Source organism: Paenibacillus sp. Leaf72 (assembly GCF_001422685.1).
Taxonomy (GTDB): Bacteria; Bacillota; Bacilli; order Paenibacillales; family Paenibacillaceae; genus Pristimantibacillus.
Window position 1 is genome coordinate 698550 of sequence record NZ_LMLV01000001.1, and the last position, 18927, is coordinate 717476.

Below are 18927 nucleotides of genomic sequence, written 5' to 3' on the forward strand. Positions count from 1 at the left end.
GAAATATAAGCCTATTTATACGTGTGAAACTTATAAATTCTTATATTTCAAGCGCAAACGGCTGCCCTCCGTCCTCTGGCGGCAAAGCTACCGTTTCGCGTAGAAATATAGAGAAAGGATGGAAAATCATATCCTTTCCTATATTTAAATAAACAGCCCGCCAAGCAGGCCCATAAAATAGGCTGCCAATTCCTGCGAAAAATTCAGAATCGGACTAATGGTCACAGCGCGAAGCGGTGGAATGAACAATAGCAGCAGGAAAATAATAATGCCCCATTGCATGTTCTGCTCCATTTTATAGCCGACTTTTAGCGGTACGAGATTTTGAATGATCCGGTAGCCGTCAAGTGGCGGCAATGGAATCAGATTAAAAATAAACAGCAAAAAGTTAAGTGAAATGAAATACGAGAAAAATACTTGCAAAGCATCCTGTACGCCAATGGAGCCCATATGGTACAGCCCCGTCTTGATGCTGAGATAATAAAGAATAATGCCAAGCAGTCCGAGTACAAAGTTGCTAAGCGGACCTGCCGCCGTCACAATCACGCCCATTAAACGCGGATGCTTAAAACGATTTTGGTTTACCGGTACAGGCTTGGCCCAGCCGAAGCCAGCAAGCAAAATCAAAATCATGCCAAGCACATCCAAATGGACGCGCGGGTTCAGCGTTACCCTGCCCGCATCATAGGCCGTATTGTCACCGAACTTGTACGCCGTGTAAGCATGCGCAAACTCGTGAACGGTGAAAGCAATAATAAGCACAAGCACAGCAAAGGGCAATTCAGCGGTCGGATAAGCAAACCAACCTTCCATACTCATTGTGCTACCTGCGGCTTGCGTGCTACGAATACAACCCAGTCTTCATTGCGGCGTGTTTCTTCCACGATAAAGCCGGCTTTCACAAGCCCCTGCTTCACAAGCTCTTCCTTGTTTTTATAAATACCGGAGGAAATATACAGCCCGCCCGGCTTCAAGGCTTGATACACCTCATCAATAAACAGCAAAATAATTTCTGCTAAAATATTAGCAACGACCAGATCGACTGGCACCGATACCGTCGTAGATTCATTAGAGCCGACAGATCCGCGTGCCCCTTTGCCTCCTAATACGCCAAGCAGATCGCTGAGCTTAACTTCGACTTGCTGCTCCAGCCCATTCAGGCGTACATTTTCCGTCGCGCTCGTTACAGCAATTGGATCGAGATCAAGAGCAAGCACACGGCTGGCCCCCAGCCTGCAAGCTCCAATCGCCAAAATGCCCGAGCCTGTACCAACGTCAATGATTTCCTCGCCGCCTTTAATGACGGATTCCAGCGTCTGCAAGCAGAGGGAAGTTGTCGGATGTGTGCCTGTCCCAAAAGCCATGCCCGGGTCAAGCTCAATAATTTTCTCATTCGGCGCAGCTTCGTACTCTTCCCACGTCGGTTTGATCGTGAGTGTATCCGATACTTTAAGCGGCTTGAAATATTGCTTCCATGCCGTCGCCCAATCCTCTTCGTCTACCATTTGCGAAGTAATTTCATAATCGCCTGGATCAATGCCAAATTCGCGCAGCTGTTCGATCGGTGCTACCAGCTCTGCTTTCAAAGCGGCGATATCTGTTCCTTCCGAAAAATACCCCTTTATAACGGCTTGTCCTTCCGGAATATCATTCAGCGGCGTTTCATACCACTGGCCGAGGGACGTGTCCCGTTGTTTGTTCAGCGTGCCGGATTCTTCAATGGAAACCCCGTCCGCATCCCGTTCATGCAAAAAGTTAGAAATCATCTCAATCGCTTGTTCTGTCGTCGAGATTGTAAGTTCATGCCATTTCATTTGCTTCTACGCCTCCAGTGTGAAAAACTAACATCTATTGTACACCAATCCGCATTGATGCACAAAATATGTATTTGAAAATGTGATAATCCTGCTATTTTACAGCCTTTCCAGCCGTTAAATTTTCTTTTGCGCATAGCAAAAAGAGAAGGCAGGCCCCTTGCTCCTGCCCTCTCCGCTTGCGAACGCCAGTCCCGGCTCTACTTTGCCCGGTTACATCAATTGCTCCATACTTCCGCCCGCATCCTCAATCAGACGCAGTGCCCTGTCTTTGACATGCTCTTCAAGCATCGCGGTAAGTGCCGTACTGTCTGCTTGTCCATCAACCCGAAGCGCCTGCAGCTTGCGCAGCGCTCCCTGTGCCGCCTCAGAATGTTCAAATACAGCGCGTATGTGTTGATCAGCCATAATGCGCCCAGCCTCCTTCTACGTATAGTTAGGCGGTATTCAACCGCCCAGCTTCCTACTTCGATAGAATGGAAAGCCGGTGCCATTATTATTCGTTTTTTCGCAAGCTTTCAGAAAAAAAGACGATCCGCGCTTATTCGCCGCGGAACGCCTTTTTCATCCGTTCAAAAATCGATTCGTGATTTTCTGCTGTTTCTGTCGGAACGGAGCCTGAAACGCCGCCAAACTGGCGAAGCAGCTCTTTCTGTTCATCCGTCAGCTTCTGTGGGGTAACGACTGTCACTTTAACGTGCTGGTCGCCCTGTCCATATCCGCGCAGCTTAGGAACACCTTTGCCTTTCAGGCGGAAGTATGTGCCCGTCTGAGTGCCGGCTGGAATTTTCAGCTTGATTTTCTCCGTCAGCGTCGGGATTTCGATTTCATCACCGAGTGCCGCCTGTACGAAGGACAGAGGAACCTCGCAATAAATATCGTCGTTTTCACGCTCGAAAAACTCATGCGCTCTTACGCGAATAACGATGTACAAATCGCCCGCAGGACCGCCGCGTTGGCCAGCTTCACCTTCGCCAGACAAACGGATTTGCGCGCCTTCATCAACGCCAGCTGGGATTTTCACTGTAATTTTACGCTGTTTTTTCACTTTGCCTGCGCCATGACAAGTTCCGCATTTTTCTTTGATTACGCGGCCCGTTCCGCTACAGTTGGAGCATGCACGGCGGTTGACCATACGGCCGAATGGCGTATTTTGCACAACCTCCTGCTGCCCAGTACCGCTACATACGGAGCAAGTGTCTGGCTTCGTTCCTGGCTTAGCACCAGAACCGCTGCAAGTATCACAGTTTTCGGTGCGAGGAATCGTAATCTCCGTCTCCTTGCCGAATACCGCTTCCTTGAAATCAATCGTCATTGTATATTGCAAATCGCTGCCACGCTGTGGCGCATTCGGATCACGACGGCCACCGCCGCCACCGAAGAACATATCGAAAATATCGCCGAAGCCGCCGCCGTCGAAACCGCCTGCTCCGCCGCCCATGCCTTGATTCGGGTCAACATGCCCATATCGGTCATAGGTAGAGCGCTTGCCATCGTCACTCAGTACGTCGTAAGCTTCCTTGACTTCCTTAAACTGCGTCTCGGCATCCGCTGCCTTGTTGACGTCCGGATGATACTTTCGCGCGAGCTGACGGTACGATTTCTTAATGTCATCCGCTGAAGCGTCCTTGCCTACACCCAGAATTTCATAATAATCTCTTTTTGACAAACGGTATCACCTCCGCCCATAAATGTGTTGGATAAGCTGAGACAAATGACTTTTATGTGCGCCAAGGTCGTAACTGCGAGAAAGGGTGGACTTTCGGCCGCTGTTGTTTTCAGATTTCTTGAATTATTCCTCTTGAGGAAAAATCCGAAAACAAAGGCGGACGCTGCCGCTCCTACAGTTCCACCCTTTCTCTCCGTTACTCCCATGCTACATATTTTTCTTTTGTTCAACTTATCCTTTTATAAAAAGTTATAGCTTCGTCTCAACTATTCGTCGAAGCTTTTTTTATATACTTTAATCATGGAACAAGGTCAAAGACAGGGGAAGCCCTGTCTTTGACCTCATCCGCGCTGCAAGCTTAGTTTTTGTCGTCAACTACTTCGTAGTCAGCGTCAACCACATTGTCTTTGCCTTTTGCTTCCGGCTGTTCGCCTTCTGCGCCTGGCTGCCCAGCCGCTTGCTCATACAGCTTCACGGATAGCTGCTGTACAATTTCAGTCAGCTCATCAGAAGCTGCTTTAATTTCCTCCAGGTTATCAGTTGCAAGCGAAGCTGTTACTTTTTCTTTCGCAGCATTTGCTTTTTCGATTTCTTCTGGAGCTACTTTGTCGCCAAGATCTTTAATCGTTTTGTCTACCGAGTATACGAGTTGGTCAGCGTTGTTTTTCGCTTCTACCAGCTCACGGCGTTTGCGGTCTTCTTCCGCATTCAGCTCGGCATCCTTCATCATTTGTTCAATTTCCGCGTCGCTTAGGCCGCTGGAAGAAGTGATTGTGATTTTTTGGCTTTTGCCTGTGCCTTTATCCAGTGCCGATACGTTAACGATACCGTTCGCATCGATGTCAAAAGTAACTTCGATTTGCGGTACGCCGCGCGGTGCAAGAGGAATATCGCTCAGGGTGAAGCGGCCCAGCGTTTTGTTGCCCGCTGCCATTTCGCGCTCGCCTTGCAAGACGTGAATTTCAACGCCAGGCTGATTGTCAGCATACGTCGAATACACTTGCGATTTGCTTGTTGGAATCGTTGTGTTGCGGTCGATCATCTTCGTGAAGACGCCGCCTGCTGTTTCGATACCAAGAGAAAGCGGAGTAACGTCAAGCAATACAACGTCTTTAACGTCGCCAGTCAGTACGCCTGCTTGAACAGCCGCGCCCAATGCAACAACCTCATCCGGGTTAACGCCTTTGTGCGGATCTTTGCCAATCAGTTTTTTAACCGCTTCTTGAACGGCAGGAATACGTGTCGAACCGCCTACAAGAACGACTTTGTCGATTTGGTTTGCGGACAGGCCGGAGTCGCTCAGCGCTTGACGAGTTGGTTTCAGCGTACGCTCTACGAGGTCAGCTGCCAGCTCTTCAAATTTTGCACGAGTCAGGTTCGTTTCCATATGCTGAGGAACGCCATCTACCATTGTAATAAACGGCAGCGAAATCGTTGTCGACATAACGCCGGACAGTTCTTTTTTCGCTTTTTCAGCAGCATCTTTCAGACGTTGTACTGCCGCTTTATCTTTAGAAAGGTCTGCGCCTTGCTCTTTTTTGAATTCAGCTACGAGGTGATCGATAATGACTTGGTCAAAATCATCGCCGCCCAGCTTGTTATCGCCGCTTGTTGCTTTAACTTCGAAGAAGCCATCGCCAAGCTCAAGAATCGATACGTCAAATGTACCGCCGCCAAGGTCATAAACGAGAATCGTTTGATCTTCTGTTTTCTCAAGGCCGTAAGCAAGAGCTGCTGCTGTCGGCTCGTTGACGATACGAAGAACTTCCAGACCTGCGATTTTACCAGCATCTTTCGTTGCTTGACGCTGGCTGTCATTGAAGTAAGCAGGAACCGTAATAACGGCTTGCGTTACTGTTTGACCTAAGTAAGCTTCTGCATCAGACTTCAGCTTTTGCAAAATGATTGCGGAAATTTCTTGTGGCGAATAATCTTTGCCATCAATGCTTTCCTTATGGTTTGTACCAATATGGCGCTTGATCGAAATAATGGTGCGGTCAGGGTTAGTGATCGCTTGGCGCTTCGCGCTTTCGCCGACGATACGCTCGCCGTCTTTTTTGAAACCAACGACCGAAGGGGTTGTACGGCTGCCTTCCGGGTTAGGGATAACGACAGCTTCGCCGCCCTCCATTACTGCAACGCAAGAGTTTGTTGTACCAAGGTCGATACCGATTACTTTACTCATCGTGAATTTCCTCCTTATAATGGTTCTTCATTCCATACATTCTATTATCAAAGGAAATTATCGGTTAGCCGCTCACTTTAACCATTGCCGGACGGAGAACCTTCTCCTTCAGCATGTAGCCTTTTTGAACTTCCTCCACAATAATTCCTTCTTCATATTCATCGGATTCCACCGTCATAATCGCCTGATGGAAGTCAGGGTTAAAAGCTTCTCCAACGACATTCATCGCTGCGAGACCTTCCTGTTCCAGCGTTTGCATCAATTGGCGGAAAATCATGTCCACGCCTTTCGCAAGCGCCTCTACATCACCATTAACGGAAGCTGCAGCTGTAGCCCGATCGAAGTTATCGACAACCGGCAGCAGCTCAGTAACGAGCTTCATCGACGCATAACGCGCCAGCTCTTCTCTTTCCTTAATGGAACGACGACGGAAATTGTCAAAGTCCGCTTGTGTACGAAGGTAGCGCTGCTGGCTCTCTTCAAGCTGCTTCTCAAGCTCTGCATAACGCGCATCAACTACCTCAGCTTCATTTTGCCCAGCTTCAGCCGTTTCTTGCGATTCAACAGTCTCGTCTGCCACTAGCTCCTCAACCACATCATTTTGTTGCTCTTTACTCACCCTATTCACCTCCTTCAAATGCCGATTGGCATTCCCTTATCATTTATACCAACGGGCCAAAAATGCAGCCATATCTTTAGATATCATATCAACCAGACTCATCACCTTGCCATATTCCATCCGCGTGGGACCCAGAATGCCGATTGTGCCAAGCGGCTGCCCGTCAACCGAATAAGAAGCGGTAATCAAGCTGCAGCTGGCAATCGCCAGATTATCATTTTCCGTCCCAATGCGCACTTGTATGCCTGAAGGCAAGGAGGAAAACATTTTCATCACGGCTGGCGTTTCTTCCAGCAAATCCAAAATCGTTTTTACCTTGTCAACATCTTTGAATTCCGGCTGCGTCAGCATGTTCGTCGTTCCACTTAGAAACAGGCGATGATCATTATCAGGCTGCAGCGCCTGATCCAGCACGCCCAGCACTTCCTCGCAATGATCGACGTAACGTTCCAGCTCCTGGCCGACCTCCAGATAAAGCTTTGATTTCAAGCGGACTAACGGAATGCCGACAAGCTTCGTATTCAAAATATGGACGACCTTCTCCAGTTCCTCCATCTTCACCTCAGACGGCAGCGTAATGGTGCGATTCTCGACGCGCCCCGTATTAGTAACAATGATGGCAACCGCAGAACGTTCATCCAGCGGCACAAGGCTGAAATGCTTCAGCGATGTATTAAACAGCTCCGGGCCCAGCAAAATCGACGTGTAGTTCGTCAGGCTGGACAAAATCGATGCTGCATGCTGAATAACCTGCTCCATCTGGCTCATCTGCTCGGTGAAAAAAGAACGAACCTTCGTCATATCCGCATCGTTCAACTCTTCCATCCTCATCAGATGATCAACGTAATAGCGATAGCCTTTAGTAGAAGGAATCCGGCCTGCCGACGTATGCGGCTGCTCCAGAAATCCAAGCTCCTCCAAATCCGCCATTTCATTACGAATGGTAGCTGGGCTGAAGCCAACATCGCCGCGCTTAGAAATACTGCGTGAACCGACCGGCTCAGCCGAGCGGATATAATCATCTACGATAGCTGTTAAAATCATTCGCTGCCTATCCGTCAACATGCGCATTCCCTCCAAGTCATCGGCTCTGTCATTAGCACTCGTCTTGATTGAGTGCTAATCGTTAATACAAAAATACCAAACCCGCTTGACCATTGTCAAGTGAGTTTGGCATTTTTAGTTAGCCTATTTTTACAATATTCACTATAATGACTTGCAGCGGCTCGGAAAAACCTCTACTCCAGCACTTTCAGCACGGCGATTTCATCGCAAGCGTTCTGCTTCGGACAGTTGACGCAATCGGTCCATACCTTTTCCGGAAAAATTTCTTTATCCACGACCGTAAACCCATTCCGCAGAAAAAAAGCAACCTCGTAAGTCAGCGCCATGACCTTCGTAATGCCCTGTTCCTTCGCCGCAGCAAGCAAGCCGTCAACGAGCTTACTGCCAATGCCGAGACCCTTGTAGCCATCCGACATGCCAAGTGACCGGATCTCTACCAAATTATCGCCTAGCTTCGTCAGCGAGCCACAGCCGACAACCTGGTCGCCTACTTCCGCTACTATAAAGGAATTTATCGAATACTCAAGCATATACCGGGTACGGGGCAGCATGATCCCTTTCTCTGCATAGCCTTGAATTAAATCAAACAATACGTCAACATCATCTTTGGTTGCTTTTCTGCATACTGCCTGCAAGCTGTCCATTAGTTTCATGCTGCTCCCCCCATCCGGTGCTTGTTTCATCACCATATACCTATCATTGAATAAATATACAACATCGCGCATGTTTTCTCAATAGGCAATTTTAAAAAATATTAATATGAATTTTCATAATCGCCTATCTGGCTAAACTTCCAAACCAATAAACGATCCAAATACTTCATTGCCGAGCAATACGCCTTTATCCGTCAGCCGATAACCCGACCCGCGTTCATCCTCCAGACGCTCCATCAACCCGTCATTCAAATGCTTAGCAATAATCGGGCCAAAATAGCTTTCGAGCGTCTTGCCGTCAAATTGGCGGGTAAAATCAGCAATGCGAATGCCATCCAGCAGACGCAGGCCGACCATCATAAAGTCCTCCATCGCCTCAAGCTCGGATATCGTCTCCGTATCAAGGCGCGGCAGGCGGGCAAGCGTAGCGTCAATATAAGGCTGTACCCCCTTGATATTAACATGGCGCTCGCGATTTGCGTACCCATGGGCACCGGCTCCAAGTCCGTAATAAGGCTCGTTGCGCCAGTACGTTGAATTATGCTTGCTCTCAAAGCCCGGACGGGCAAAATTGCTTATTTCATAGTGCTGGTAGCCGCCAGCCTTAAGCTGCTCAATCAGCAGCAAATACATATTCAAATCCTCATCCTCTGTCGGCAAAGGCAGTTCATTGCGCTCATACAGCTTGTGGAATAACGTATTCTCCTCCACTTTAAGGCTGTACAGCGAGTAATGCGGCAGCTCCAGCGCAAGTGCCTTCTGCACACTGTCAGCCAGCAGCTCAACCGTCTGTCCAGGCAGGCCAAACATCAGATCGATCGACAAATTCGTAAAGCCTGCTGCTCTAGCATTGTCCAAGCTGCGATATACGTCCTCGACATTGTGAATACGTCCAATACGCTCCAGCAGCGTGTTATTAAACGATTGCACGCCAAAGCTGATCCGGTTCACCCCACCGGCATACATCGCCGCCAGCTTGTCAGCATCCGTCGTACCTGGATTGGCTTCCATAGAAAACTCGACATCTGGTGAAAGTGGAAAATGCTTGCGGACAGCAGCGAGAAATCGCTCCATCTGCGGCGGTGTAAGCACCGTCGGCGTACCTCCGCCTACGAATACCGTATCGATTTGCTCAGGCGGCAGCACGCTGATTGTCCGCTCCATTTCGCGCTCCAGCGCATCCAAATAATCGTCTACAGGCTGGCCTTTCAGCACATAGGACGTAAAATCGCAGTAATGGCACTTATTCGTACAAAAAGGGATATGAATATACAGCGCTCGCGGCGCGTGATGAATCGTCATGCTGTACACCTGCTTTCCTGTGGCAAGCTCTCTTCAAGTGCCAGTCCGTCAAAGTGCGGACGACTTCTTGCCTCTCTCATGATAAAAAGGAGAGCCCCCGGCTCTCCTTCTCCCTCTAGCTTTCGTCGATCTTGAGCACAGCCATGAACGCTTCCTGCGGCACCTCAACGCTGCCGACCTGCTTCATGCGCTTCTTGCCCTCTTTTTGCTTCTCAAGCAGCTTGCGCTTCCGGCTAATGTCGCCTCCGTAACATTTGGCAAGTACGTTTTTACGCATCGCCTTAACGGTTTCACGGGCAATAACCTTGGTACCCAGCGAGGCCTGAATTGGAACCTCAAACATTTGACGAGGGATAAGCTCCTTCATCTTCTGGCAAATAATCCGGCCGCGGAAAAACGCTCTATCGCGGTGAACGATGACGGACAAGGCATCGACCTGCTCGCCATTCAGCATAATATCCATCTTCACAAGGTTGGACTTGCGGTAGCCTGACACTTCATAGTCGAACGAAGCATATCCTTTCGTGCTTGATTTCAACTGGTCGAAGAAATCATATACTATTTCCGAAAGCGGGATTTCATACGTAATGGTGACGCGGTTCGTATCCAAATATTCCATGTTAACGAACTCGCCGCGCTTGTTCTGGCATAGCTCCATAATCGCGCCAACATAATCATTCGGTACGATAATGCCAGCTTTGACATAAGGCTCCTCGATAAAATCAAGCTTGCCCTGCTCTGGCAGGTTGGACGGATTGTCGATGCTCATGACCGTTCCATCCGTCAGCGTTACTTGGTAAATAACGCTTGGCGCCGTCGTAATAAGCGGAATATTGAACTCGCGCTCAATACGCTCCTGAATAATCTCCATGTGCAGGAGGCCCAAGAAGCCGCAGCGGAAGCCAAAGCCTAGCGCTGTCGACGTTTCCGGCTCGTAGCGCAGCGAAGCATCATTCAGCTCCAGCTTCTCTAGCGCTTCGCGCAAATCGTTGTAATCCTGTGTTTCAATCGGATATAATCCGCAGAATACCATTGGATTAATTCGGCGGTAGCCCGGAAGTGCTTCCGGTGCCGGACGCTTCGCTTCGGTTACGGTATCGCCGACACGCGTGTCTTTTACATTTTTGATACCAGCAACGACGAAGCCTACATCACCGACTGCCAACTCGTCCACGATGCCCATACGCGGCATGAACGCGCCAACCTCAATAACCTCAAACTCAGCACCAGTCGCCATAAAGCGGATTTTCTTGCCCGCCTTGATGCTGCCGTCAATAACCCGGACGTAAACGATAACGCCTTTGTACGCATCATAGTGAGAGTCGAAAATCAGCGCCTTAAGAGGCTGATCAGGATCACCTGTAGGAGCTGGAACCTTGGCAACGACCTGCTCCAAAATCTCCTTAATGCCAATGCCTGCCTTCGCCGATGCATGAACCGCCTCGCTCGCATCCAGCCCAATAACATCTTCAATCTCCTGCTTGACGCGATCTGGCTCTGCGCTTGGCAAGTCGATTTTATTGATGACTGGAAGAATTTCGAGGTTGTTATCGAGTGCCAAATAAACATTGGCAAGCGTCTGTGCCTCAATCCCTTGCGCAGCGTCTACAACGAGCAGCGCGCCTTCGCAAGCAGCAAGGCTGCGGGAAACTTCATATGTAAAATCGACGTGTCCAGGCGTATCAATCAAATTGAGCAAATATTCCACACCGTCATCCGCCTTATAGGTCAGACGAACAGCCTGCAGCTTAATTGTAATGCCGCGCTCCCGCTCCAAATCCATTTGGTCCAGCACCTGAGCTTGCATTTCTCGCGAAGTGAGCGCTCCAGTGTATTCCAAAATGCGATCCGCAAGCGTAGACTTCCCGTGGTCAATATGCGCGATAATCGAGAAGTTTCTAATTTTCTTTTGTCGGTCACGTACGTCAGCCATGCCTAACCCCCACACCATCCATTATTGCTAATCATTCTTTCCATTATATCAGCAATGGAGTGCGCCAGCAATGCGGTTGCCGAAATTCCGAAAGAGCGCCTTCGTTAATTCGTCACCTTTTCAAACAAATCCACAATAAACTCCATGCTTCCGGTCGAAAAAGATTGCAGCAAGCCTGCTGTGCCATCAGCCAGCTTATTGACCGAAGGCTCTTGATTTTCATAAGGCATGCCCGGCAGCCTATCACCATACAGCGCGTTTTGCTCAGCAAGCTTCCGCACCTCGGCCAGCTCCTTCTCAAGCTCGGATATTTTGCGCGAAGCGACATCCGACATGCCGGCGATCGACTGCGATTCTTGTCCAATGCTTCCGCTGCCGCCTTCTTCTGCGCCTTGCCTAATGATCGCATCTACCGGAATGACAGAGGAAGCCCCCGTCTCCTCAATCGGCCCATAAATCCGTTCAATGCCCGAGGAGGACATTTCAATGCCATACAATATAACAAAAACAAGCACCCCGCCAATGATCGCCCATTTAAACGCATCACGCCGCTTTCTCATCCTGCACCCCGTCCTTTCCGCTCTCGATTCGCTATTCAGCTTTGTGGAGCTGTAACCTTCTCATCCTGCCAGTAAATATCGGCAATCACTTTAGCCAGCACATCCGCGGTGCGATACGACTCTACCAGCGTATTGTCTACACCGCCAACCTCGATCAGTACGCTGCCTGCGGCGAGCGATTGATTGTATTCCCCGTTGCCTGTGGCGGCTGTTTTGCCCCATATCCCTCTTGAAATGCCGGGATACTGCTTCTCCAGCGCTTCATGAATTTTAGTTGCAAACGCTTCGTTTTCCTTCCAGTTCGGATTTTTATGGCCGATGATAAAATAAACCTGCGCGTAGCTTTTGCCCTTAATCTCGGTCGTCGTATATTTGCGCTTCTGCGAATCGCGATGCAGATCGAATAAAAACTTCAAATCTTTGCTGCTCGCCAGCGCCTCTTTAACCGTCTTCATGGAATATTTATAGGACAGCTCCCATTTGTAATTTTTCATGGCGGTCGGATAATCGGTTTCTGAATGCATGGCGCCAACCCCGCGCTGCTCCAGCTGCTCCGCAAGCCGCTTGCCGACCAGCGTAATATTCGTTGTGCTGGAATTCGGGTCCTTGGCGCCATCCTTCAGTTCTGGATACCACGATTCCCGATTATGTGAATGATAGATAAATGCGATCTTAGCTTCCCCTGTCGAAGGCTTCGTATTGCCGCTGCCGCTTTGTCCAGGCTTGTCCCCCGGCTCCACAGTGCTTGGCGGAAGCGATGGCTGCGGCTCCACATTCGGCTGTTCACCAGTCGCCCCTTCTTCGGCATGCGAAGGAATCGGCTCATTATCCTCAGGCCCAACGGCGGTATCTGTTCCACTGCCTTTGCGAATGAGAAAGGAATCTCCGGCACTCATGCCGGGAATGCCCGCTGCCAGCAGGCTTTTGGGCTGTGTAGGATTAATGTCCGTCATCAGTCTGACTAGAAAAGCGCTCACCTGCGGCACAGACAGCTCGTCCGCCTGATTGCTGCCCTCAAAGGCGGGCAACTCCATTTCCAGCATGTCCCCGAACAAACCGCTCGATACAGCCGCTGCAAAACCTTTCATCGAAGACACCGGCGCAGCCGACGCTTGACGATGGGCAACTGCCGCAATGCCTATAATGACGAAAAAAATCATCGAACATAAAGAAAGAACAGCGAATGTTCTTCCTGTGACCAGCAATTGCCGAATTTTCCGGCTTCCATACGCCAAATCAAGCAGCATGATTTTACGTCTCATCGTTTCGCTTACCTCCCGGTTCTATGCTAGAGCTGTCCTGCTGCTATTAATCTATGAACGAGTTGGCGTTAGTAGAACCGACCGCACCCTCATTTTTAATATAATGGGCTGCTAGATTTAGAGTGAGAGGGGCATGCTTTATAGAAGTCTATGAAGAAGCTGCACAAACGTAAACGGCTGTCGCAGTCCTCTGGCAGCAAAGCTACCGTTTCGAGGGTAAAGATAAGCCGATTAGAAGGGGGGAAACTTATTATTGTTTATATTTTAAAAAACCGCCATACAATGCCCGTGTGTTGAAAGGCATCGTATGGCGGCTTGCTGTTAATGGGTATAGGCAGCTACATTATCGGTATCAACCGCATCATGCAGCGAAGCATTGAGCCCGCTAGCAATAATATTGGCGATGTCCTCGATGAATTGGTCAATCTCCTTTGGCGTAACGAGCAAATCATGGCCGAGCGGGTGAAGCACCTCTTTGACGAGCTGCAGCCGCTCCTGCTCCTCCAACTGGTTCATAATGCCAAATACCTGATTGCTGTCGCCCTTATTGGTTTCAATGTGCTGGCGCATCAGCTCCAGCGTATTATTTACAATTGTGGATGCGTACACGACGGTCGGGACTCCAATGGCAATTACTGGGATTCCTAAAATTTCCTTTGTCAGACCTTTGCGCTTATTGCCGATGCCAGAGCCGGGATGAATGCCGGTATCGGCAATTTGAATCGTCGTATTCACCCGTTCTACCGCCTTGGAAGCAAGAGCATCGATGGCGATAATGACATCGGGCTTCGTCCGCTCGGCAATGCCTTGAATAATGTCGCTGGACTCAATACCAGTAATGCCTAGCACGCCAGGGGCAATAGCGCTGACCGCGCGATAGCCAGGGGCAACCTGATCCGGCATCAGCTCAAAAAAATGACGGGTCACCATTACGTTCTCTACAACTATCGGCCCCAGCGCATCCGGCGTCACATTCCAGTTGCCAAGCCCGACTATGAGTACACGTGCCGTCTTGCCAACACCGATGCGTTCAAGAAAGGTCTCAAAATGCTTGGCGAACATCGTCGCCACCCGATTCTGAAGCTCCGTATCTTGCGTACGCAGTCCCGGAACCTCCAGCGTGACGTAATGGCCCTGCATTTTGCCAATCGCCGCAGCTCCTTGCTCATTTTGGACATGAAGGCTTGTAATGACGATGCCATCCTCGTCTTGACGCTCGGAGTGGATGCCTGGAATGACGCCGCCCGACTGCTCGGCCATTTCTTTTGCTTCCAGCGCCAAATCTGTTCGAACGTTGTAAGCTTGCAAATCAAGTTGTCCCACCGCATACCCTTCTTCCTTGAAAAAATAAATGCTTTCTGCCATTAGTGTTCGCAAGCATTTGGTTTTCATGCGTGCTATTGCTTTTTGGGTATACGCGTGATAATATATTTTAAGTTGTGTTATCCAGAATTATAGCGTATGCTAAAGATTGCCTGTGCATATTTCGTAGGAGGTGAAACTCGATGCCAAACATTAAATCCGCAATTAAACGCGTCAAAACGAGCGAAAAACGCCGCGCTTTGAACGCTTCCCAAAAATCCGCGCTTCGTACGGCTGTTAAATCTGCTGACCAAGCTATCGCCGGCACTGATGTAGCTGTTGCTAAAACAGCTCTAATCGCTGCGACGAAAAAATTGGACAAGGCGGTTACTAAAGGCCTGATTCATAAAAATGCGGCTGCCCGCAAAAAATCTCGTCTTGCTAAAAAGCTTAACGCTCTTTCGGCGCAAGCTTAAACCGTCCTTGAACATACAAAAAAGCTGTCTTCCGGTTATCCGGCCGACAGCTTTTTTGTATGTATATGATGTGGCGGATGGCCTTTACGCCATCCGCTTCGGGGCGCCAAGCGATAATAAATAAAGCTCAAGGCCAAAGTTTTTATCCATTTGCCCTGTCTTCATCTTGTAATCCAGATCAGCAATAGAGGACAGCAGCGCCCCCAGCCGCGACGTTGAAAACTTCCGGCACTTCTCGGCAGCCAGCTTAACCGCATAGGGATGGAGCCCGAGCTGCCCAGCCATTTGCTGCGGCGAATAACGATGCTGCTCCAGCTCTTTAATTTGCAGCATAATACGCAGCTGTCGTGCAATCAATGCCGCGATTTTTATCGGCTCCTCGCGTCTGATCAGCAATTGTCGATACAATCGAAGCGACCTGTCCACCTGCAATTCCGCAATCGCATCAACCAATGCGAATACATCCTCTTCCACAGTCGACACCGTAAGCAGCTCCACTTCCTTGCGTCCAATCTGACCGCCAACACCAGCGTGCAGACAGAGCTTGTCCACTTCCAGTGCCAGCTGCTGCATATGAGCTCCAACCCGTGACAGAAGCAGCTCAGCCGCCTCCGTATCCAGTGTGCGTTTCTGCTCCGCAGCCCGGCGGATCGCCCAGCCCTTCAATTCGGATGCATCCAGCTCTTGAAAAGCTATGAGCGCATTGCGATCCTTCAGCTGCTTGACGAGCTTGCGCCGTTCATCCAGCTTCTCCGCATTTATCAGAAACAAAATGACCGTTGTTTCAGAAGGATTCTCTATATATTGCTGCAAGCGGTCAGTGCGATGGTCCAGCTTGCCTCCTTCTTTTCCGCCAGCTGCAAAGACGACGGCGTCTCTGACGATGACTAGCTTGCGCTCAACGAAGAAGGGCAGCGTCTCCGCTTCAAGCACAGCCTCATCAAGCACACTTTCCGCTGTATCGAATTTGACGATGCCCAGTTCCCGCTCGTCAGCAGTAAACATCGCGTCCGCAAGCGTATCGGCAAACTGCTGAATCCGGTAACGGTCCTTGCCAAATACGACGTACACAGGGCGAAATCGCTTGCCCTTGATTTCCTTCAAAGCTTCTTTCCCATCCAAAGGCTATTCCTCCCTACCTTCTCCTGTGAACGGCAACAAAGGGATGAGCCCGTTTCGGCTTCATCCCTCTGTCCCTGAACATCTATATAAACATCAGCAGAAAGATCCATGGCTTCTCCTTCTGCTGATGGTCATACGACGATCAAGGCTAACACGTCGCATCTTCTCTCCACTCTTTACCATACGCAGTTAGAGCGGAAAGTGTGCATACACCTGTAGTCATTCAACTAAAATTAATGCGCTGCTTTGTTATCTTTGAGCGTATTCAGGTCAACCGCATATTTTTCAATGCCGCCCGACTCCAGATGAATTTCATAATTTAAAATTTTATTATCCTCCGACCAGCTCAAATTAGCGATTTGGCCGTTTTTGCGCGCCGTTTCCAACAGCAGCTTATGGTCGCTTGCCTCATAAATCTTAATGGCATACCCAACGACCTCTGCTGAATAAACGCCGTCAGCAGAAACCAATGGAACGGTTGCAAGAGGAGCTTTCTCTGATTCGCCTGAAAGGCTTTCCAATGGTTTGCCATCCTCCTCTGCAGGAGCTTGAGAAATGTTAGTGTCTGTACCCGCGTCAGACTTTGCATCTTTGGAATCCGGAGCAGTAAGGCCCGAAGCCGAACCAAAATCAGAAGTTCCAGATTCGCTGTTGTTATTCCCGGTAGCGCTTCCGCCATCTTGATTTGATCCATCGCCACTTCGATCAGTTACATTCGTCTTAAGACTCATGCCCGTATCAAGCGATTCTGATTTCACTTCACCCGAAGTTTGTGGATCAGTAGCCACAAATTGCCTGAGCTCCGACGTGTCGTAATTGGCGATCGGGCTGTCAGCAGCAGTAGCGCTTGCTTCCGTCCGGCTCATGTCATTGTTTGATTGCGACCCATTAAACCAGCCTGCGTTATAGGAAATGATAAATGTGCCAGCTACGAGGCACGCCGCAACGACGCCTGTAAGCTGCCGAAGCTTTGATGAAGCGGCGCGATCCGGCGTTTTCCTTCGCTTAGGCATTGCAGGCTCTTGCTCTTGCTGCGCCACAACTGAGCCAGCCGCTTCGAATGAAAGCTGCTCCAATTGAGGCATAATAGCATCCACAAGGCTGTAGCTTGGCTTTACATGAGGCAGATTTTCCAATTCCGCAGACAAATTTTTCAGCCGCTCAAACATTGCTGCGCAGTCCGGACATTGCTTGAAATGTTTTGTCATGGTTGCTTTCTCGTATTCATCAAGGTCGCCGTCAAGCTCCCTTTGCATATATTCCATCACCTCTTGACAGTTCATCCCCGGACACCACCTTTCTGATAATCATGTAGTAACGTTTGAAGCTGCTGTCTGGCTCTGAATAAATAGGATTTAACTGTGTTTAGGGGCAAATCCAGAGACTCAGCTATTTCATTGTAGGAAAAATCCTGCAAGTATCGAAGCACGACAACAGCACGGTGATGATCGGGTAGCTTATCAATAGCGTTACGGATGTCTTGAGCTGCGTAAGCGGACAAAACCTCATCCTCTACATTTTGCTTCTCGTGAAACACCATATCATGCTCATCAATGGATACTGTTGGTTTGTTTCTTCTAAACTTGTCAATGCAGATATTCGTTACAATGCGTTGAATCCATGTTTTAAATTGGGCTTTTTCTTCGTAAGAGCCGATTTTGGTATAAATGCGAATGAGTGCCTCCTGTGCCGCATCCATTGCATCCTGCTCGTTGTTGACTATATAGTAGGCTGTCCGATAAACATGTGTTTCAATCTCTCGCAATAGAGTAATCAATGCATCGCGATCTCCCGACTGAGCGGCTCTAATAAGGCCAGGCTCCACCACGAAGGATCCCCCTCTCTTGCAACCTCTCTGACGAGCAGGTTACGTAAAATGTTGCAAACCTTCGTACAAATTCATTTTTTATTTTAGCCACACGGCCCATATTCCGATTGAAAGAAGCGTACTCCACACTCAAGAATATCAAAAAAAGCAAGCAGCGTATATAGCAACTTCATGACTGCATGGAACTAGACAGCCTTGCTCTTTTAATCAACTGCCCTCTCCAGAAACGCATAAAAGTTAATATTCATTTTGCCAAAGCGCACTTCGCAGCATTCAGCCGGGAAAAAATCCTCTCCGCCCACGCATGCCTTGAGCTTGTCCAAAATGTTTTCGATGCTGTCACTATCGAGCTTCAGCATTAAAGCCGATTGGGCGTAATGGAGACTTTCTTCGTCGTCAACCTGTGCAAGACCAAGCTCCTTCACTTTTTTACTGTTAATTTGCGCGGCTTCACTTAAAGCAATCACCGCTTCCTCCCCTGCAAGCGTTAGGAGGAAAGCTTCGTAAAGCTCACTTGCACCATCTATATCAAATCGGATATCAATGGCATATTTACCGGCTCTGTTTATTTTTATCATCAGCTTCACACTTCCTTGCCATTAATCTCCTGCCGCTACTTATGCTCATTTTACAGGATCATTTCAAAGAAGCCTACATCGCGATCCAATCTACTTTGCTTTTCTTTAACTAAATATATATATGAAGGAAATGTATAGTATAGCTTGATTCATGCGCTAAAGATACGCAGAAAGCTGCAAAGACATGCTGCTATTTTTGGTTGTGCATGTAGGAGCAGGCTCGCTGCTCCTTGGTTAGCGTTTTTCAAGTCAAATCTCGCCTGTCGATTCAAGGCTGGGGAACCTCTTGCTGCGATTGTTGCTGAGATCATGGTGGTTGAGAACACTGTAGCTTAGATTACTATAGCTTAGATCACTGTGCTCAGATCACTGCGGCTTAGATCACTGCGCTTAGATCACTGCGCTTAGATCACTGCGCTTAGATCACTGTAGCTTAGTTCACTGTAGCTTAGTTCACTGTAGCTTAGTTCACTGTAGCTTAGTTCACTGTAGCTTAGATCACTATAGCTTAGATCACTGTAGCTGAGATCACTATAGCTTAGATCACTGCGCTTAGATC

At 49.0% G+C, this 18927-nt stretch carries 18 protein-coding genes and 1 pseudogene; 1 reads left to right on the plus strand and 18 read right to left on the minus strand.

From position 1 onward, the window contains the following. Positions 1 to 144 precede the first annotated feature (144 nt). The 13 genes from ASF12_RS03080 to gpr all read right to left on the minus strand — a co-directional run bounded on the left by ASF12_RS03080 (position 145) and on the right by gpr (position 14385). Entirely contained in the window at positions 145 to 819 is a 675-nt protein-coding gene (locus tag ASF12_RS03080) for a site-2 protease family protein (protein WP_327204892.1), read from the minus strand. Next, positions 816 to 1814: a 50S ribosomal protein L11 methyltransferase gene (prmA, locus tag ASF12_RS03085; protein ID WP_056029368.1), complete on the minus strand. Its 999-nt coding sequence runs from the start codon at positions 1812 to 1814 to the stop codon at positions 816 to 818. Before prmA ends, ASF12_RS03080 begins: the two co-directional genes overlap by 4 nt. Positions 1815 to 2027: 213 nt before the next feature. Then, positions 2028 to 2222, minus strand: coding sequence for a hypothetical protein (locus ASF12_RS03090; protein WP_056029371.1), 195 nt, complete (start codon positions 2220 to 2222; stop codon positions 2028 to 2030). Between the two features lie 133 nt (positions 2223 to 2355). Then, complete coding sequence (dnaJ, locus tag ASF12_RS03095) at positions 2356 to 3483, minus strand: molecular chaperone DnaJ (protein WP_056029374.1); 1128 nt, start codon at positions 3481 to 3483, stop codon at positions 2356 to 2358. Positions 3484 to 3841: 358 nt separating this feature from the next. After that, positions 3842 to 5668 (minus strand): molecular chaperone DnaK, encoded by a 1827-nt coding sequence (gene dnaK, locus ASF12_RS03100; protein ID WP_046229932.1) that lies wholly within the window; start codon positions 5666 to 5668, stop codon positions 3842 to 3844. A 64-nt stretch (positions 5669 to 5732) separates the two neighbouring features. Beyond that, positions 5733 to 6305: a nucleotide exchange factor GrpE gene (grpE, locus tag ASF12_RS03105; RefSeq protein ID WP_056029377.1), complete on the minus strand. Its 573-nt coding sequence runs from the start codon at positions 6303 to 6305 to the stop codon at positions 5733 to 5735. A 21-nt stretch (positions 6306 to 6326) separates the two neighbouring features. Then, entirely contained in the window at positions 6327 to 7352 is a 1026-nt protein-coding gene (hrcA, locus tag ASF12_RS03110) for a heat-inducible transcriptional repressor HrcA (RefSeq protein ID WP_056029380.1), read from the minus strand. Between the two features lie 173 nt (positions 7353 to 7525). Further along, positions 7526 to 8005 (minus strand): N-acetyltransferase, encoded by a 480-nt coding sequence (locus ASF12_RS03115; protein WP_081418578.1) that lies wholly within the window; start codon positions 8003 to 8005, stop codon positions 7526 to 7528. A 132-nt stretch (positions 8006 to 8137) separates the two neighbouring features. Continuing rightward, entirely contained in the window at positions 8138 to 9307 is a 1170-nt protein-coding gene (gene hemW / locus ASF12_RS03120; RefSeq protein ID WP_155972745.1) for a radical SAM family heme chaperone HemW, read from the minus strand. A 115-nt stretch (positions 9308 to 9422) separates the two neighbouring features. After that, positions 9423 to 11240, minus strand: coding sequence for a translation elongation factor 4 (lepA, locus tag ASF12_RS03125; RefSeq protein WP_056029385.1), 1818 nt, complete (start codon positions 11238 to 11240; stop codon positions 9423 to 9425). A gap of 104 nt (positions 11241 to 11344) precedes the next feature. Next, on the minus strand, positions 11345 to 11800 hold the full coding sequence (locus tag ASF12_RS03130) for a hypothetical protein (RefSeq protein WP_056029388.1): 456 nt from the start codon (positions 11798 to 11800) through the stop codon (positions 11345 to 11347). Between the two features lie 35 nt (positions 11801 to 11835). Then, complete coding sequence (gene spoIIP / locus ASF12_RS03135; protein ID WP_056029391.1) at positions 11836 to 13062, minus strand: stage II sporulation protein P; 1227 nt, start codon at positions 13060 to 13062, stop codon at positions 11836 to 11838. Positions 13063 to 13383: 321 nt separating this feature from the next. Beyond that, positions 13384 to 14385, minus strand: coding sequence for a GPR endopeptidase (gene gpr, locus ASF12_RS03140; RefSeq protein ID WP_235533030.1), 1002 nt, complete (start codon positions 14383 to 14385; stop codon positions 13384 to 13386). 182 nt (positions 14386 to 14567) lie between these two features. Between gpr and rpsT the strand changes: the two genes are divergently transcribed. Next, on the plus strand, positions 14568 to 14840 hold the full coding sequence (gene rpsT / locus ASF12_RS03145) for a 30S ribosomal protein S20 (protein WP_056029395.1): 273 nt from the start codon (positions 14568 to 14570) through the stop codon (positions 14838 to 14840). Positions 14841 to 14924: 84 nt separating this feature from the next. Here rpsT and holA read toward each other — a convergent pair whose 3' ends face one another. From holA to ASF12_RS36470, 5 genes and pseudogenes are all read right to left on the minus strand, one after another. Beyond that, the gene (gene holA / locus ASF12_RS03150; protein WP_056029398.1) at positions 14925 to 15962 is read right to left on the minus strand and encodes a DNA polymerase III subunit delta; all 1038 of its coding nucleotides are present in this window, start codon (positions 15960 to 15962) and stop codon (positions 14925 to 14927) included. A 233-nt stretch (positions 15963 to 16195) separates the two neighbouring features. Further along, positions 16196 to 17245, minus strand: coding sequence for an anti-sigma factor family protein (locus ASF12_RS03155; RefSeq protein ID WP_056029401.1), 1050 nt, complete (start codon positions 17243 to 17245; stop codon positions 16196 to 16198). After that, the gene (locus ASF12_RS03160; protein WP_056029404.1) at positions 17242 to 17790 is read right to left on the minus strand and encodes an RNA polymerase sigma factor; all 549 of its coding nucleotides are present in this window, start codon (positions 17788 to 17790) and stop codon (positions 17242 to 17244) included. The genes ASF12_RS03155 and ASF12_RS03160 overlap by 4 nt, the downstream gene beginning before the upstream one ends. Positions 17791 to 17993: 203 nt before the next feature. Then, positions 17994 to 18368, minus strand: coding sequence for a hypothetical protein (locus tag ASF12_RS03165; protein ID WP_056029407.1), 375 nt, complete (start codon positions 18366 to 18368; stop codon positions 17994 to 17996). A gap of 404 nt (positions 18369 to 18772) precedes the next feature. Continuing rightward, positions 18773 to 18904 (minus strand): annotated as a pseudogene (locus ASF12_RS36470) (pentapeptide repeat-containing protein); the annotation flags it as partial. Between the last annotated feature and the right edge of the window lie 23 nt (positions 18905 to 18927).

What these genes read in the sequence shown, in the direction of transcription:
- ASF12_RS03080 (WP_327204892.1), bottom strand. Translation starts at nt 819, where the DNA reads ATGAGTATGGAAGGTTGGTTTGCTTATCCGACCGCTGAATTGCCCTTT.
- prmA (WP_056029368.1), bottom strand. Translation starts at nt 1,814, where the DNA reads ATGAAATGGCATGAACTTACAATCTCGACGACAGAACAAGCGATTGAG.
- ASF12_RS03090 (WP_056029371.1), bottom strand. Translation starts at nt 2,222, where the DNA reads ATGGCTGATCAACACATACGCGCTGTATTTGAACATTCTGAGGCGGCA.
- dnaK (WP_046229932.1), bottom strand. Translation starts at nt 5,668, where the DNA reads ATGAGTAAAGTAATCGGTATCGACCTTGGTACAACAAACTCTTGCGTT.
- hrcA (WP_056029380.1), bottom strand. Translation starts at nt 7,352, where the DNA reads ATGTTGACGGATAGGCAGCGAATGATTTTAACAGCTATCGTAGATGAT.
- ASF12_RS03115 (WP_081418578.1), bottom strand. Translation starts at nt 8,005, where the DNA reads ATGAAACTAATGGACAGCTTGCAGGCAGTATGCAGAAAAGCAACCAAA.
- hemW (WP_155972745.1), bottom strand. Translation starts at nt 9,307, where the DNA reads ATGACGATTCATCACGCGCCGCGAGCGCTGTATATTCATATCCCTTTT.
- lepA (WP_056029385.1), bottom strand. Translation starts at nt 11,240, where the DNA reads ATGGCTGACGTACGTGACCGACAAAAGAAAATTAGAAACTTCTCGATT.
- ASF12_RS03130 (WP_056029388.1), bottom strand. Translation starts at nt 11,800, where the DNA reads ATGAGAAAGCGGCGTGATGCGTTTAAATGGGCGATCATTGGCGGGGTG.
- spoIIP (WP_056029391.1), bottom strand. Translation starts at nt 13,062, where the DNA reads ATGAGACGTAAAATCATGCTGCTTGATTTGGCGTATGGAAGCCGGAAA.
- rpsT (WP_056029395.1), top strand. Translation starts at nt 14,568, where the DNA reads ATGCCAAACATTAAATCCGCAATTAAACGCGTCAAAACGAGCGAAAAA.
- ASF12_RS03155 (WP_056029401.1), bottom strand. Translation starts at nt 17,245, where the DNA reads ATGAACTGTCAAGAGGTGATGGAATATATGCAAAGGGAGCTTGACGGC.
- ASF12_RS03165 (WP_056029407.1), bottom strand. Translation starts at nt 18,368, where the DNA reads ATGATAAAAATAAACAGAGCCGGTAAATATGCCATTGATATCCGATTT.